Genomic DNA, 15,129 nt, shown 5'->3' on the forward strand with positions numbered 1-15,129 from the left:
GCGGTTCATCAGGCCGCGGTTGTCGAGGTGGCGCTCCAGCGACTCCTCGTCGAGCTCGCCCCGGCGCATCTGCGCGAAAACCCGGACGATCCCGATGAGCGCCACGAGGTTGATGACCGCGATCAAATAAAGAAAAACGGCCGAAACCGACGTACCGATGAGCCCGGTCGTGTGGTGCAGCGTCGACCCGTCATCTTCGAGTTGCCCGGCGAGCGCGCGAACGCCGAACGAGAGCAGCAGGCACAACCCGAACACGATCGTCGAGTGCCCGAGCGAGAACCAGAACCCGACCGACAGCGGACGCTGGCCGTCGGTGATGAGCTTGCGCGTGGTGTTGTCAATCGCGGCGATGTGGTCCGCGTCGAACGCATGGCGCATGCCGAGCGTGAACGCCGTGACCCCCAGCCCGATCCCGAACACACCCGACGCACCCAGGTCGTAGTGGTGCGGGGCGATGAACACCACGAGCACACCCCAGCCCACGAGGTTCAGCAGCAGGATCACCGCCGCCATCCCGGACAGCGACCCCCACTCCCGCTTCGACAGCGGCTGCCTCGCGCGGGCCGGCTCAGGCACCCCGGTCATCGCACCCACCCTCCTCGCAGACAACACCTGAGAGGTTAGGCAGGTGAACAGGTGAACCGCAATGTTGCCTGCGTCGGCTCCGCCGCCGCGCGCGAGATCGCCTCGCGCCGGCTTCTTCCCTCCCGGTTTCGCGCGGCCTGGGTGCCACGCGAAACCGCTCAGTCCAGAAGCCGGCGCGATCTCGCGGTCGGGGCCGGGTTTGCCGCCGGCCACCACGAAGGGCCCCACCGACGTGGCGAGGGCTCCTTGTCTTTGTGTTCAGCCAGCGCGCAGGTGCAGCGAGTCGAGCGCCTTCCGCACGTGGCCCCCGCTGGCCGTGAGCGCCGCCGCGGAGTGTTCGACGTCGGAGCCCGACAGCAGGTGCACGAGGGCTGTCTTGAGGTCGCCCCCGGCTTCGGTGAGGGCGTCGGAGCAGTCGGCCATGGTCAGGCCCGTGGCTTCCTGCAGGATGCGGATCGTGCGGCCGCGCAGCTTCGCGTTCGTGGCCCGCATGCTGACCATCAGGTTCGAGTACGTCTTCCCCAGCTTGATCATCGTGGCCGTGGAGAACGCCGTGAGGATCAGCTTCTGCGCCGTGCCCGCCTTCATGCGGGTGGAACCGGCGATCACCTCCGGGCCGGTGGCCACGGCGATGAGCACGTCGACGCCGGCCGGCTTCGCCGCGCGCGGGTTGGCCGAGACCAGCCCCGTGTGCGCGCCGAGGCGGCTCGATGCCTCGAGCGCGCCGAGCACGAACGGCGTGCGCCCGGAGGCGGCGAGACCGAGCACGAAGTCGCCCGGCTGGACCACGGCAGCGAGCTCGGCAGCGCCGGCCTCGTCGTCGTCCTCGGCGTTCTCCACCGCCTGCCGCAGGGCCTTCTCGCCGCCCGCGTGGTGCGCGACGAACAGGTCCGGCGGCACGTTGAACGTCGGCACGAGCTCGGCCGCGTCCAGCGTCGCCAGGCGGCCCGAGGTGCCCGCCCCGACGTAGTGCACGCGGCCGCCGCCCCGCAGGGCTTCCACGGCGTAGTCGACCGCACGCGCCAGCTGCGGCAGCACCGCGGCCACCGCGTCGGGCACCCGGCGGTCCTCGGCGTTGATGGCGCTGAGGATCCCCATGGTGGACATCAGGTCGATGTCCACCGTGCGAGGGTTGCGCTGCTCGGTCGGCGAATCGACGTGCACCGCCTGGGTGGGGACGGTCATCATGCGCCTCGTTTCTGAGTTCACTTACCGGTTTCCCGCGGACGGCGGCGACCGTCGGGCCTGACCCCGAGCCGGTGCGAGCCGACCGCGTCCCGCGTCGCGTCCAGCGCGCTGACGGAGGCGTCCATGTGCCGCTGTGCGACCCCGATGAACAGGCAGTCGATCACGGTGAGCTGCGCGATGCGGCTCGCCGTGGCCCCGGAACGGAAGGTGGTTTCCCGTGCGGCCGTGGTGAGCACGTGGTCGGCGACCTCCGTGATCGGCGAACGCGGGAAGTTCGTGACGGCGACGGTGACCGCGCCGTGCTCGCGCGCGACGCGCAGCGCCTCCACGGTGTCGGTGGTCGCACCCGTGTGGGAGACGCCGATGGCGACGTCGCCGGGGCTGAGCACCGCGGCCGAGGTGAGCATGATGTGCGTGTCGGACCACGAGAAGCTCACGCGGCCGATGCGGTGCAGCTTCTGCTGCAGGTCGGCGGCCACGAAGGCGCTCGCGCCGACGCCGTAGACGTCCACGCGGCCGGCCTCGGCCACGAGGTCGATCACGTGCTGCATGGTCGCGACGTCGAGCTGGTCGGCCGTTTCCTCGACGGCGCGCGCGTCGGCGAAGCTGACCTTGCCGATCACGGCCGCGAGGTCGTCCTCCGGACCGATCTCGCCGCCGAGATTGCGCGTGGTTCTGGCTTCGGTGCGCGCGGTGTCCGCGGCCAGCGCGATGCGCAGCTGCGGGTACCCGCCGACGCCGACGGCCTTGCAGAACCGCGTGACCGTGGTCTCGCTGGTGCTGGCGGAGAGAGCGACCTCGGTGATGCTCCGGCGCGCCACCGAAGCGGGGTCCTCCAGCACGACCTTCGCCACGCGCTGCTCGGCACGAGCGAGCCCGGGCAGCAGCGAGCGGATGCGGACCAGCGGGCTCGCATCGGCGTCACGCACAGTGGCCTGAGCTGGGGTTTGCTCGGACGGTGCCGGGATGGTTACGGAACCGGCATCGTCCACCGTCGGAAAGTTACTAACCGTTGGCATTTGCGACAAGGCTACCCACATCCTTCGGCAGGATCGCAACCCGTCCGTGTCTGCGGACTTCGTTTTGCGATTAATCGTTGACCAGAAAGTCGCTAACCAGGTCGACCTTGTTAACGACCTCAAGCTAACGACTTGGCAACTTAGTGTCGCCCCGCAAAAGGCTTCGGATCGCTGAGTGGGAGGGCCAGTTCGGCGCTGCGCGACAGCGTGGTCACCGAGCGCTCAAAATCCACCCGGTAGCGGTGAGTACCGACGGATTACGCTCACCATCGAGAACTGCCCGGCCGCGTTCGGTGACTTTCACACCGTCGACAGAAACTCCGCGGCCGGTGTAACTCGCATCGGTGTTGTAACGCCAGCGCAGGGTCGTCACGCTCGAGACCGGTATTTCTGCCGTCACCCGCCACCAGGCCCGGTGCCCGTGACCTGAGAGCGACGTCACCTGTCCGGGTGGTGCGCCTGGTCCGGTCGCGTGAACCGCGACTGGTTGCCAATTGACGCCGTCCGAGGACGATTCCAGCTGAAGTGGATCAGTTGGACCTTCGGTATCCACGAAGGCGTAGAAGGAGACCTGCAGCGGGCCGCCGGATCGCGGTGTCAAGGGCTGCGTACTCAGCGTAGCCGTAGACTTGTCGCCGAGGCCGGCGAACCACGCGTCGCGGCCCTGCGCGGGCTTCACCGCCATGGCATGGGCCAGCGAAGTGGCCCAGACCTGGCGGGCCGTGTTGATGGAGCCCCAGTTACGACTCGGGTGCACTCGGTTGGTCAGCAACAACGCGAACGACCGCGATTCCGGGTCGATGACCAACGTCGTCCCGGTGAATCCGGTGTGGCCCGCCGTCACCGGTGAGGAAAGCGCACCCATGTACCAGGGCTGGTCGAGCTCGAACCCGAGGCCGTGGGCGTCGTCGGGGAAGCGCTGGTTGTAGTTGGTCAGCATCGTCTCGACGGTTTCCGGTCGCAGGATTCGCTCGCCCCGGTAGGCACCGCCGTTGAGGATTGTCTGGCAGAGGATCGCCAGGTCGCTCGCGGTGGAGAACACGCCGGCGTGCCCGGCGACGCCGCCGAGGGACCAGGCGTTCTCGTCGTGCACCTGGCCGCGCACGAGCCCGCGCGGCGGGTCGGCCTCGTACTCGGTGGCGGCGACGCGGGCCAGCTTCGACGCGGGCGGGTTGTAACCGGTGTCGACCATGCCCAGCGGCGCGGTGATGCGGTCGTGCACGACCTTGTCCAGCGGCTGCCCAGTGAGCTTCTCGATGACGAAGCCGAGGGTGAGCATGTTGAGGTCGGAGTAAAGGTAGGTCGTGCCCGGCGCGTTCTTCAGCGGGCTGTCGAGCACGGCCTTGCGGCGCGACGGGATGTCGGAGTAGCCCTGCCACAGCGACGGCACAGGGTCGGCGTCGAAGCCCGACGTGTGCGTGAGCAGCTGCTCGATCGTCACGGCTTCCTTGCCGTTCACGCCGAACTCGGGTAGGTAGCGCACGACCGGTGCGTTGACGTCGAGCTTGCCCTGCTCCACCAGCTGCAGCGCGGCGATCGAGGTGAACAGCTTCGAGACCGACGCCATGTCGAAGATCGTGTCGTCGCGCATCGGGACCTGCTGGTCCTTCGGCAGCTCGGTGCCCGCGGCGTCGGCGTACCGCAGCGCGCCGCCGACGGCGTAGCGGTCGACGACCACGCCATCGTGGGCGAGCAGGCCGACCGCGCCGGAGAAGTGTGGATGGCCCGACGCGTCGGGCTTCGTCCAGCTCGCCAGGAACTGCTCGGCGGACTTGATGGGGCCGGCGTCGAGCCCGACGTCGGACGGCTTGCCCTCGCGCAACGTCGTGGACGGCGCCGCGAAGCCGTGTCGCACCACGTCGAAGCGCCCGGCGAGCGGGTCGTGCTGTGTTGTGGTGGCGATGGCGGCGGCTCCTGCGATCGACGTGGCCGCGACCAGCCCGGCCATCGCCATGCTCGTCGCGGCGAGCACCTTCCTAGCACGCATGACCGCTCTCCTCAGCGATAGATCAGGTAAGGCCGGCGTTTGCGGTCGAAGGCGGCGAGCTCGGCGCGCCAGGCGCCGGTGACCTCGTCGACCCCTGCGCCGGAGTCGATCATGGTGCGCAGCCGGTCGGAACCGGACAGCAAGTCGATGGCGTGGTCGGGCCGCCAGCCAAACGTCTGCGGCGCGACCTGCTTCGCGGTCACGAGCATCGCGACGGCGGTGGTGATCGCGTCGAACGCCTGGGGATCGGTCACGGTGAGCTGCACGCCGCCGCAGGTCTCGTCCACGAACTTGCTGAACGTGGGGACGAAGTACGTCTCACGGAAGCGCGCCCCCGGCAGGTCGAGCGCTTCGAGCTTGTCGCGCCAATGCCAGTCGACGCCCGGCGCACCGATGATCTCGAAGGGCCGCGTGGTGCCGCGGCCCTCCGCGAAGAGCGTGCCTTCGAACAGGCAGGTGCCGGGGTAGACGATCGCGGTGTCGGGCGTCGGCATGTTGGGGCTGGGCATGACCCAGTCGAGACCGGTTTCGGCGAAGAGCATGTCCCGCCGCCAGCCCCGGACCTCGACGACGTCGAGCTTCACCGGCTCCACGCCTTCGCCGGGCAAGAACTCGGTGTTGAACAGGCGCGCCAGCTCGCCGACGGTCATGCCGTGCTGCTGCGCGATCGGCTTGCGGCCGACGCCGGACGCGAACTTCGGGTCGAGCACCGGGCCGGCGAGGCGGCCGCCGATCGGGTTCGGCCGGTCCAGCACCACGAAGGCCGCGCCGACCTTCGCCGCCGCGACCATCGCCGTGTAGAGCGACCAGATGTAGGTGTAGAAGCGGGCGCCGACGTCGGCGATGTCGAACACGACGGTGTCGAGGCCGGACTTGGTGAACAGCGTGGCGAGCTTCGCCGCGTCGGCGCCGTACGCGTCGTACACGGGGATGCCGGTGCGCGGGTCGGTGTAGTCGCCTTCGGAACCGCCGGCCTGCGCGCTGCCGCGGAAGCCGTGCTCGGGTCCGAAGGCGGCGACCGGCTTCACGCCGGCGGCGACCATGTCGTCGACGATGTGGTCGCCGCTCGCGAGCACGCCCGTCGGGTTGGACAACACGCCGAGCCTGCGTCCGGCGAGCGGGCGCCAGTGCTGGGCGGCGAGTTGTTCGGCGCCGGTGAGCACTCTTCGGTGTTGCACGCTTTGCTGTTGCGCTGCCGGTGTCGCTTGCGCGACGGCCGAGCCGCCGGCGAGCACCGGAACGGCGAGGGCGGGGACGGCGAGGAACTTCCTGCGGTTGACGTTCACCAGCTCAGTCCGTGTCCGAAGGGGTACTTGACGGTGTTCACGTCGGCGCCCGCGGGGACGTCGACGGGCAGCTTGCCGCTCGGCTTCGTCTCGCCGAGCACGACCTTCGCCAGCGCCTCGAGCGACGGCGTGATGTAGCCGTAGGTGGCCAGCCACGTGGGCACGGGATTGGCGTACCCGGCGTCGTACGGGATCTGCGCGGCGACGGCGACCACGGGCTTGCCGGTGTCCATCAGCGCCTGCAAAAGCTTGTTCTGCAACGGAAACCCGCCGAGGTTGTTCGTGAGGACCACGACGAGGTCGTTCTTCGCGGCGGCCGCGGCGGCTTGCGCGATGAGATCGTCGGACGGGGTCTGCCCGGTCTGCAGCGCCGTCGCCTGGGTGCCGTGAGCGGTGAGGCGGTCGGCGAGCGTCTGCGTGCTGGCCACGCCCCAGCCGGTGACGAGCGCGGTGGCGGGCTTCTGCTTGAGTGGCAGCACGCCTGCGTCGTTGGCGATCGCGGTGATCGAGCGGTCGGCGATGCCCTGTGCGGTGGCGAAGTGCGCCGGCGTGCCGACCGTCTTCGCGACGAGCGCCGGGTTGTCGAACGGCGAGGTGAGGATGCCGCGCTTGAGCTTCAGCTTGAGCACGCGCAGCACGCTCTGGTCGATCCGCTGCATCGGCAGGTCGCCGGACTTCACGGCGGAGATCACGGAGTTGATCGCGAGGTCGAGGTGCACCGGCATGAGCAGCTGGTCGATCCCGGCGTTCAGCGCCAGCACAGGGATTTCGGCGTCGCTGTGGAGCTCGCGCACGCCCTGCATCTCCAGCGCGTCGGTGATCACCACGCCGTCGTATCCCAGCTCGTCGCGCAGCTTCCCGGTGATGATCGGCTTCGACAGGGTGGCCGGCTCGCCCGACGGGTCGAGGCTCGGGAACTGGATGTGGGCGCTCATGATCGAGTCGATGCCCGCGGCGATGGCGGCCTTGAACGGCGGGACGTCGATCTTGCGCCACTCGTCCTCGGTGCGGTCGATGCGCGGCAGTCCGGTGTGGCTGTCGGTGGCGGCGTCGCCGTGGCCGGGAAAGTGTTTTGCCGTGGAGGAAACTGTCTCGAAGGCCGGCCCGGAGTTCTGGTAGCCCTTGACCTCGGCCGTCACGAACTGGCTCGCGAGCCCGGGCTGCCCGGCGAACGACCGCACGCCGATCACCGGGTTGGCCGGGTTGGAGTTCACGTCGGAGTCGGGCGCGAAGTCCTGGTTGATGCCCACGGCGCGCAGTTCGTGGCCGATGATCGTGGCGGCCTGCGTCGCGCTGTCGGTGCTGCGGCCGGCGGCGATGGCCATGGAGTTGGGGAACTCCGTGGCGGGAGCGCCCATCCGGGTGACAGTGCCGCCCTCCTGGTCGGTGCCGATCTGCAACGGGATGTGGGCGCCGCTCGAGATCGCGGCCCGCTGGAGGCCGTTGGAGAGCTTCGCGACCTGAGTCGGGGTGTCGAAGTTGTCACGGGTGTCGTTGTTGAAGTAGATGACGCCGCCGAGGTGGTACTTGCGGACGACCTCGGCGGGGGTGTCGACGCCGAAGTCCGTCTGGTTCTTGGGGTTGACCTCGTCGGCGGACTTGCCGTTCACCCACGTGACGAACAGCTGGCCGACCTTTTCCTCGAGGCTGAGGCCGTGGAGCGCCTGCTGGGCGGCGGCGTCGAGGGAGGTCACCGCTTTCGCGTCCGGTGTGCTGCCTGAAGCGGTCGCGCCGATTCCGGCGACGGCGAGGAGCCCCGCGAGGGGGACGGCGAGCGCATGGATCCTCCACGGGCGCGTGCGCGCGAGTCGGGTCGTCACGAAAGGGCCTCCCAGTGTCGTGCACCGCCGGTGGTGAGAAGTCCACTTGGCGGCGCCGGTATCGGGAAGCTACTCACCGGCTTGCGCGTTGTCCATCGGCCGAGCGCAGGAACGTGGGGGTTGTGCTGCTGTTTTTTGACAAGAACAGTCCCCCAAAACGCTGGCGGCGCCCGTCGGCCGAAGCCGGCGGGCGCCGCCTGCAAGCGCGGAACATCTCGGGCGACCAAGCGTGCAACTCTGGTCGTACCTTCATGGACTCGGCGTCCGGCGTCCCGGTACGCAGTCCCTAGACGACGAGCCTCCCGCGGCGCGCTGCGCGTGGGTACCCGGAGTCCGCGCACGGAGGTTGCCCGGGGTGACAGAGGCTTCTCTTCTACCTCTGCCCTGGCCGGCTCAACGTCCGCACTTACTTTCTACGCCGTGAGCCCGGTCACTTCAAGAGTGTGGACGGGTGCACCGGTAAAGAGGCTCGATCCGGTGATGCACATACCCTGAGCAACGGCCGATTCCGCTCTGCGCTTGAGAAAACAGGTCGGGGTACCGCCGTGTGGGTGCCTAGCGCGGGGGCGTTCGGAACCGTCGGCGACGACTCAGGCTGTACCAGGTGGCGCCCGCCGCGACGGCGCCCACGCCGAGCGCGACCATGCCCGCGGACCGAGCGGGGATCCGGTTGCGCAGTGACATCGGGCGTTCGAACGCGAGGATCGGCCAGCCGCGTTCGCCGGCTTCGCGGCGCAGGAGCTTGTCGGGGTTCACCGCGTGGGGGTGGCCGACGGTCTCCAGGAGCGGGATGTCGGTGCTCGAATCGGTGTAGGCGAAGCACTCGGCGAGGTCGTACCCGTACGTCGCGGCGAGCTCCTTCGCGGCGACGGCCTTGTTGTCGCCGTAGCAGTAGAAGTCGATTTCGCCGTTGTAGCGGCCGTCGGTGACACCCATGCGCGTGGCGACGCAGCGCGTGGCGCCGAGCATCGCGGCGACGGGTGCGGCGACCTCTTCCCCGGTGGCGGAGAGGACGACGACGTCGTGACCGTCGGCGAGGTGGCGGTTGATGAGATCGGTGGCCTCGACGTACACGAGGGGGTCCACCACGTCGTGGAGCGTTTCCCGCACGATCGCGGAAACCTGGGCGACATCCCAGCCGGCGCAGAGCTTCGAGACCTCGGCGCGCATGCGTTCGGTCTTGTCTGCATCGGCACCCGCGAGGGAGAACACGAGTTGTGCGTACGCGCTACGCAAAGCGGCTCGGCGGTTGATCAGCCCTTCTCTGAGTAATGGTTTGCTGAACGCCAGCGCGCTGGAAGAAGCGATGATGGTCTTGTCGAGATCGAAGAACGCGGCGACGGCTCGCCGGGGTTCTTCGGGGTGGGATTCGCGCGCCGGCGCGGTGCTGGGTTCGGCCACGTGATCAGGATAGGAGAAGCACCGCCCGCGTTCTCGCGTTGATCGAACACCGGCGCGCCCGTCCGGCGGAAAATCCATGACAGGACAGCGCATCCGGCTCTGGATGCCGTTATCGAATCGTAGGTGTCGCTTGCGGCGCCAACCGGTGCCCTGCGGAGTTACAGTGGGGGAACCCGGTGTCCAACCGGGCCGGTTCAGTCCGACCCCCCGGGGCTGAACCCACGGCGGCCCTCGTCCCTCCCCCCTGGCGAGGGCCGCCCTCTTTTCCCAGGTAGTGCATTTTTTCCTCCGCGTTCGCGGATCGCCAGGATGTTTTCCGTGGCAATTACGAGATTGCCTGGAATTCCCCGGTTCAGGCGTGTTGGCGGGTCGCGCATTGTGCCCCATCGATCCGCCTGGAACTCCGCGCCGAGCCGTTTCAGGCGCGAGTTGTCCACAAGCCCCGAGTTGTCCACAGGTTGCGCGGTTGGCCATTGCCGTCGCGTTCCGGCGGGGGTGACCTTGGTGGGACCCGGTCCACGTGGCCCGGATTCCGCTCCGCGAGGGGGAGGCTTTCATGAGAACCGCACGTCCACTTGTCGTCGCCGCAGACGGTGCGGTGCTCGACGAGATCCTGCGCGTCGCCGCGGTCGCCGGCTGCGAGCTCGACCGGGCACCGGATCTCGCGGCCGCGCGTCCACGCTGGACGCGAGCTCCGCTGGTCGTGATCGACGAGGACTGCGCTGACGACCGTGTGCTCTTGCCGCGCCGCGACGGCGTGGTGGTGGTGTCGAAAGGCGCGGTCGGCGTCGACTCCTGGCGCCGCGCGGCTCTCGTCGGCGCCAGGCGGGTCCTGTGCCTGCCCGACGACGAATCCGACCTGACGGTCGCTCTGGCCGACGTCGCCGACGCCCCCGCCGAACGCCCGGGCCCGGTCCTGGCCTTCATCGGCGGCCGCGGCGGCGCGGGTGCTTCCGTGCTCGCCGCGGCCACGGCCGTCGAGGCGGACCGGGCCGGCCTTGCTCTGCTCGTCGACTGCGACCCGTTGGGCGGCGGCCTGGATCTCCCACTGGGCTTGGAAAACACGCCCGGCCACCGCTGGCCCGACGTCCGCCTGTCGGGCCGAGTCTCGCTGCCGTCGCTGGTCGACGCCCTCCCTCGTCGCGGCACTCTGCCCGTCCTGGCCTGCGGCCGCACCGGCCCCGGCCCCGACCCGCGCGCGTTGTCCGCAGTCGTGACCGCCGGCCGCCGCTCGGGCCGCACCGTCGTCTGCGACCTGCCCCGCCACCTCGACGAGGGCGCCCTCGCCGTTGCCTCGCTCGCGGACCTGGTGGTCTTGGTCGTCCCGGTCGAATTTCGCGCCTGCATGGCCGCGCGGCAGGTCCTCGACCTCCTCGCGCCCCACACCGACCGCCTCGCCATCGTCGCAAGTGGACACCCCCACGCCGGCGCACCCCCTTCCCGCACCACGGCGCTCCTCGGCCCACCCCTGCTCGCCACCCTGCCGCCCGAACGCCGCGTCGCCGCCACCCTCGAAACGGGCGAGTTCGACCTCCCACCCAAGGGTGCTCTGATCGCCGCGGCCCGCGCCGTCCTGTCCGAACTCCGCCCGGCGTCGGCCACCCTCCCCGCGGCGGCTTGACCTTTCCCCGTCTCGACGGGTCTCCGTCGGAGGCGGCAGGAAACCCCGTCGTGAACTTCGACTGTCGCTTGACGAGCCGCTCGTTTCGCGGCTCGCGTGCCCCAGCGGCGCCGACGGTTGTCCACCTTCTTCCTTCGCCACCAAACCATTCGCCCTCCGATGCCTGGAGCCCAGCCATGTTCACTCGCCGGAAACCGATGACATGACCACCGAATTCGTCGAGCGCGTCCGCAACCGGCTCGCCGGTGAGAGCCGGCCGGCGGACGCCGTCGCCGTCGCCGAGGCCGTCCGCGCGGAAGCCGGCGGCACCCTCAGCCACGACGCGGTCCTCGACGCCGTCCGCCGAGCCCACGACGAGTTCGTCGGCGCCGGCCCCCTCGCGCCGCTGCTGGCGGACCCCACCGTCACCGACGTCCTCGTCACCGCGCCCGACCAGACCTGGACCGACGGCAACTCCGGCCTCATCCGCACCGACGTCCGCTTCGCCGACGAAGAAGCCGTCCGTCGCCTGGCGCAGCGCCTCGCGCTCGCGGCGGGCCGGCGCCTCGACGACGCACAGCCCTATGTGGACGGCTGGCTTCCCGTTCCGGGCGGGCACGTCCGCGTCCACGCCGTCCTGCCGCCGATCGCGCCCAACGGCACCTGCCTGTCCCTACGCGTCCTGCGCCCCGCAACCCACACGCTCGACACCCTGACCGCACTCGGCGTCGTCAACGCGGAAGGCGCCGACATCCTCCGCTCGATCATCACGCGCCGCCTCGCGTTTCTGGTCACGGGCGGCACCGGGGCCGGCAAGACGACACTCCTCAGTGCACTCCTCGCCGAGGTCAGCCCGCGCGAGCGCATCATCTGCGTCGAGGACGCCGGCGAACTCCGCCCCGCGCATCCGCAGTTCGTCAGCCTCGTCGCGCGTCCGGCCAACGTCGAAGGCGCGGGCGCCGTCGAGCTGCCCGAGCTCGTCCGCCAGGCGCTGCGCATGCGCCCCGACCGCCTGGTGGTCGGCGAAGTCCGCGGCGCCGAAGTCTGCTCGCTGCTCAACGCCCTCAACACCGGCCACGACGGCGGCGCATGCACCCTGCACGCCAACTCACCATCCGAGGTCCCCGCGCGCCTGGAAGCGCTCGCCTCCCTGGGCGGCCTCACCGGCGACGCCCTCCACAGCCAGCTGGCCGCCGCCATCCGCGTCGTCCTCCACCTCCGCCGCAACCCCACCGGCGCCCGCCGCCTCACCGAGATCGCGACCCTCCACCGCACCACCGCGACCACCCACACCACCCCGATCTGGCGCGACGGCCACTGGACCCCCTACCGCCCCCTCTTCGAGGAGGCGACCGCATGAGTCCGACCCGCTCGCCTGCGCGACCCGTCGCCCCTCGCACCGCGCGAACCTGCCTCGGGGCGCAGCCTCGGCAATCCGCGCGTCGGCCTTTGCGCAGCTGGCCCGAGTCTCAAACCCGCCACCGGCCCGCCGTCCCGTCTCGCAGCGGCCGGCGCGATGCCAACTCGGCGCCCACCGGCAATCCCGGTCGCCGCTGGCGCCGGGCTGGCGGCTTCGGGCGGCCACGCGTGCCCCGATCCTTGGTCGCCGGGGGAGTCGGTCGTTGCCGGCGCCGGGGTGGCGGCTTCGTCTGGTTGCGCGTGGCCAGGTGTTTGGTTGCCGAGGGGGTCGGTCGTTGCCGGCGCCGGGGTGGCGATTTCGCGGGGCGGCTCGCGACCCGATCCTTCGTCACCGAGGAGGTGACCGCGTGATCACCGCCTGGCCGTTCCTCTGCTTCGGCACCGCGCTCCTCACCTGGCCCACCCTGCCGACCCGTCTGCTGTCACCACCGCGACGACGGCTCGTCATCCCTGCGCCGCCGCACCAGGCCATTTGGGTGCTGCCGACACTCCTCGCCCTTCCGCTCGCCGGAGTCGGAGCCGCGGTGGCGGCCGCCCTGATCACCGTCGCGGCGAGGCAGGAATGGCGCAGCAGACGGGAAACCTCCGCGGCGCTCACCCGAGCCGAGCAGACCTCGGCCGCCCTCCGCACGATGGTCGCCGAGCTGCGGGCCGGCGCCCATCCCGTGCTCGCGGCCGAAGCGGCGGCCGACGCCGTCCCCGCACTGGCCGGCGAGCTCACCAACCTGGCCACCGCCGCAAGACTCGACGGCGCACTCGAATCCCCAGAACTCCCGGAACTCGCCGCCGCCTGGACCCTCGCCCGCAGGCACGGCCTCCCCATCGCCGACACCCTCGAGGCCACCCGTCGCGACGTCGATGCCGCCACCACGTTCGCCCGGCGGCTCCACGCCAAAATGGCCGGCCCGCGGATGAGCGCGACGGTGCTGACCGGGCTGCCCGTCCTCTGCCTCGCCATGGGGCAGGCCATCGGCGCCGAGCCACTGACCGTCCTCACCCACACCGTCCTCGGTCAGCTGTTCCTGGTGGCCGGAGCCGCGCTGCTCTGGGCGGGCACCGCGTGGTCCCGCGCGCTCACCGCCCGCCGGGAGATCCGATGACCCCGTTCGTCCTCGCCGCTGTCGCACTCCTCGTCTGGCCCAGCGCACCGGCGCCGCGGAACCTCGCGCCACCGACCACCCGTCACCTGAGGCTGCCGAGCCTCCGTACGAGACACGTCCTCGCCGCGGCGGTGGCCGGCGTGTCCAGCGCCGTAGTCGTCGGGATGGCCGGCGGCGCACTGGCCGGCGCAGGAGCGTGGTGGCTCCTCCACCGCTCCCGCCGACCCCGACCCCGCGACGACGTCACCGAACGCCTGAACTCCGCCGCCACCCTCGACCTCCTCGGCGCCTGCCTCCGCACGGGTCTGCCGGTGCCGACGGCTCTCGAAGCCGTCAGCGCCACGGCACCCGAGCACACCTCGACCGCAATGAAGGCCACCGCCAACCTCCTCGCCCTCGGCGCGGGGTCGGCCGAAGCCTGGGCCCAGCTCAAAACCCGGCCCGGGTTCGAGGAGCTGTCGGTCGCCGCGACCCGCACGGCCCGGTCGGGCGCGGCGCTGGCGGCGACGGCCGACGAAGTCTCCCGGCGCCTGCGCGACGGGATCGGCGTCGAGGCCGAGGAACGCGCGGAACGGGCCGGGGTCGCGCTGGCACTGCCGGTGGGGCTCTGTTTCCTTCCCGCGTTCTTCGTGCTCGGCGTGCTGCCGGTGGTGCTCGGCCTGGCCGAGCGGATCGGGAGCGTGTTGTAGATGAATCCACAATGGACAGAAAGGACCGACCATGCACTTCCTCCCCGGAGACGAGGGCACCACCACGGCGGAGTACGCCATCGGCACGGTGGCCGCCGCGGCGTTCGCGCTCGCGCTGTTCGTGCTGCTCAGTGGCGACTCGATCAGCACGGCGCTGTCGGGTCTCGTGCAGCGGGCCCTCACGGTGGCGACCTGATGGCCGGCCGTCGCCGGGACGGCGGCATGGTCACGGTCGAAGCCGCCCTTTCGCTGGGCGCGCTCACGGCCGTGGTGGCTCTGCTTCTCGCCGGCCTCGCCGCGGTGCTCGGGCACATCCGGTGCCTCGACGCCGCCCGCGAAGCCGCGCGCCTGGCCGCCGCCGGACAGCCCGGTGCGGCCGAGGCCGTCGTGCAGACGATCGCGCCGCGCGGCGCGCGCCTCACCATCCGCCGGTCCGGCGACGGCATCACCGCCGAGGTCACCACCGACACGCTCACCGGCTTCCACCTGGACGCCAGCGCCTACGCCGTCGCCGAACCCGGAGCGCAGCAATGAAGAAGAACGACGACGGCGTCGCCACCGTGTGGACGGCCCTCGTGATCGCCGCGCTCGTCGGCCTCGCCGCGGCGGGCTGCTGGCTCGGGGCGGCCGTGGCAGCCCGGCACCGCGTCGAGGCCGCCGCAGACCTCGGCGCGCTGGCGGCGGCCGCGCACGCCGCCGACGGGCCGGCGCGGGCCTGCGACCGCGCTCGCGAGGTGGCCGACCACGAGGGCGCGGTCGTCACGGCTTGTAGTTGGCGTGAGCGCGATGCACTCGTCGAGGTGCGAGCGGCGAGCCCGCCCGGGCCTGGCTTGCCGCCGCCCTCGGCGCGCGCCCGGGCCGGACCCGTCGACCTCCCGGAGTGACCCCCGCCACCGCTCGCCCACCCGCGTTTACGACGAGTGGCGGCCGGTGTCGATCACCGCCGGGGCAATCAGAAGCGCTGTCTCGACGAGCGGCGAACAGCCACGAGCAGCGGTAGCTGACGCGCGGCGAGCGGTTAAAACAGCTGTTCAG

13 protein-coding genes and 1 pseudogene are annotated in these 15,129 nt (G+C 70.9%); 7 read left to right on the forward strand and 7 right to left on the reverse strand.

Annotated elements, in window-relative coordinates; genetic code table 11:
• From AB0F91_RS31575 to AB0F91_RS31605, 7 genes and pseudogenes are all read right to left on the reverse strand, one after another.
• Positions 1 to 585, reverse strand: a pseudogene (locus AB0F91_RS31575) (HoxN/HupN/NixA family nickel/cobalt transporter); the annotation flags it as partial.
• A 258-nt stretch (positions 586 to 843) separates the two neighbouring features.
• Positions 844 to 1,773 carry an N-acetylmuramic acid 6-phosphate etherase gene (gene murQ, locus AB0F91_RS31580; RefSeq protein ID WP_360603406.1) on the reverse strand — a complete coding sequence of 310 codons (930 nt, stop codon included), beginning with the start codon at positions 1,771 to 1,773 and terminating at the stop codon, positions 844 to 846.
• A 17-nt stretch (positions 1,774 to 1,790) separates the two neighbouring features.
• Complete coding sequence (locus AB0F91_RS31585) at positions 1,791 to 2,792, reverse strand: MurR/RpiR family transcriptional regulator (protein WP_360603408.1); 1,002 nt, start codon at positions 2,790 to 2,792, stop codon at positions 1,791 to 1,793.
• A gap of 211 nt (positions 2,793 to 3,003) precedes the next feature.
• On the reverse strand, positions 3,004 to 4,779 hold the full coding sequence (locus AB0F91_RS31590) for a serine hydrolase (protein ID WP_360603410.1): 1,776 nt from the start codon (positions 4,777 to 4,779) through the stop codon (positions 3,004 to 3,006).
• Positions 4,780 to 4,790: 11 nt separating this feature from the next.
• Positions 4,791 to 6,065: a DUF1343 domain-containing protein gene (locus tag AB0F91_RS31595; RefSeq protein ID WP_360603412.1), complete on the reverse strand. Its 1,275-nt coding sequence runs from the start codon at positions 6,063 to 6,065 to the stop codon at positions 4,791 to 4,793.
• Positions 6,062 to 7,885: a glycoside hydrolase family 3 N-terminal domain-containing protein gene (locus AB0F91_RS31600; protein WP_360603414.1), complete on the reverse strand. Its 1,824-nt coding sequence runs from the start codon at positions 7,883 to 7,885 to the stop codon at positions 6,062 to 6,064. Before AB0F91_RS31600 ends, AB0F91_RS31595 begins: the two co-directional genes overlap by 4 nt.
• Positions 7,886 to 8,440: 555 nt before the next feature.
• The gene (locus tag AB0F91_RS31605; protein WP_360603416.1) at positions 8,441 to 9,286 is read right to left on the reverse strand and encodes an HAD family hydrolase; all 846 of its coding nucleotides are present in this window, start codon (positions 9,284 to 9,286) and stop codon (positions 8,441 to 8,443) included.
• A 556-nt stretch (positions 9,287 to 9,842) separates the two neighbouring features.
• Between AB0F91_RS31605 and ssd the strand changes: the two genes are divergently transcribed.
• From ssd to AB0F91_RS31640, 7 genes are all read left to right on the forward strand, one after another.
• Complete coding sequence (ssd, locus tag AB0F91_RS31610; RefSeq protein WP_360603418.1) at positions 9,843 to 10,907, forward strand: septum site-determining protein Ssd; 1,065 nt, start codon at positions 9,843 to 9,845, stop codon at positions 10,905 to 10,907.
• 202 nt (positions 10,908 to 11,109) lie between these two features.
• Positions 11,110 to 12,246 carry a TadA family conjugal transfer-associated ATPase gene (locus tag AB0F91_RS31615; RefSeq protein ID WP_360603420.1) on the forward strand — a complete coding sequence of 379 codons (1,137 nt, stop codon included), beginning with the start codon at positions 11,110 to 11,112 and terminating at the stop codon, positions 12,244 to 12,246.
• Positions 12,247 to 12,652: 406 nt separating this feature from the next.
• The gene (locus AB0F91_RS31620) at positions 12,653 to 13,405 is read left to right on the forward strand and encodes a type II secretion system F family protein (RefSeq protein ID WP_360603422.1); all 753 of its coding nucleotides are present in this window, start codon (positions 12,653 to 12,655) and stop codon (positions 13,403 to 13,405) included.
• Entirely contained in the window at positions 13,402 to 14,094 is a 693-nt protein-coding gene (locus tag AB0F91_RS31625) for a type II secretion system F family protein (RefSeq protein WP_360603424.1), read from the forward strand. Before AB0F91_RS31620 ends, AB0F91_RS31625 begins: the two co-directional genes overlap by 4 nt.
• Positions 14,095 to 14,125: 31 nt before the next feature.
• On the forward strand, positions 14,126 to 14,290 hold the full coding sequence (locus AB0F91_RS31630; protein ID WP_220244842.1) for a DUF4244 domain-containing protein: 165 nt from the start codon (positions 14,126 to 14,128) through the stop codon (positions 14,288 to 14,290).
• Entirely contained in the window at positions 14,290 to 14,628 is a 339-nt protein-coding gene (locus AB0F91_RS31635) for a TadE family type IV pilus minor pilin (protein WP_360603426.1), read from the forward strand. Before AB0F91_RS31630 ends, AB0F91_RS31635 begins: the two co-directional genes overlap by 1 nt.
• Positions 14,625 to 14,978 carry an Rv3654c family TadE-like protein gene (locus AB0F91_RS31640; RefSeq protein ID WP_360603428.1) on the forward strand — a complete coding sequence of 118 codons (354 nt, stop codon included), beginning with the start codon at positions 14,625 to 14,627 and terminating at the stop codon, positions 14,976 to 14,978. The genes AB0F91_RS31635 and AB0F91_RS31640 overlap by 4 nt, the downstream gene beginning before the upstream one ends.
• Positions 14,979 to 15,129 lie beyond the last annotated feature (151 nt).

The sequence above is a fragment of the Amycolatopsis sp. NPDC023774 genome, from assembly GCF_040639695.1.
Lineage (GTDB): Bacteria > Actinomycetota > Actinomycetes > Mycobacteriales > Pseudonocardiaceae > Amycolatopsis.

Excerpts from the sequence above, each read along its gene's own strand:
- AB0F91_RS31585 (WP_360603408.1), bottom strand. The coding sequence starts at position 2,792 with ATGCCAACGGTTAGTAACTTTCCGACGGTGGACGATGCCGGTTCCGTA.
- AB0F91_RS31625 (WP_360603424.1), top strand. The coding sequence starts at position 13,402 with ATGACCCCGTTCGTCCTCGCCGCTGTCGCACTCCTCGTCTGGCCCAGC.
- murQ (WP_360603406.1), bottom strand. The coding sequence starts at position 1,773 with ATGATGACCGTCCCCACCCAGGCGGTGCACGTCGATTCGCCGACCGAG.
- ssd (WP_360603418.1), top strand. The coding sequence starts at position 9,843 with ATGAGAACCGCACGTCCACTTGTCGTCGCCGCAGACGGTGCGGTGCTC.
- AB0F91_RS31635 (WP_360603426.1), top strand. The coding sequence starts at position 14,290 with ATGGCCGGCCGTCGCCGGGACGGCGGCATGGTCACGGTCGAAGCCGCC.
- AB0F91_RS31590 (WP_360603410.1), bottom strand. The coding sequence starts at position 4,779 with ATGCGTGCTAGGAAGGTGCTCGCCGCGACGAGCATGGCGATGGCCGGG.
- AB0F91_RS31640 (WP_360603428.1), top strand. The coding sequence starts at position 14,625 with ATGAAGAAGAACGACGACGGCGTCGCCACCGTGTGGACGGCCCTCGTG.
- AB0F91_RS31630 (WP_220244842.1), top strand. The coding sequence starts at position 14,126 with ATGCACTTCCTCCCCGGAGACGAGGGCACCACCACGGCGGAGTACGCC.
- AB0F91_RS31615 (WP_360603420.1), top strand. The coding sequence starts at position 11,110 with ATGACCACCGAATTCGTCGAGCGCGTCCGCAACCGGCTCGCCGGTGAG.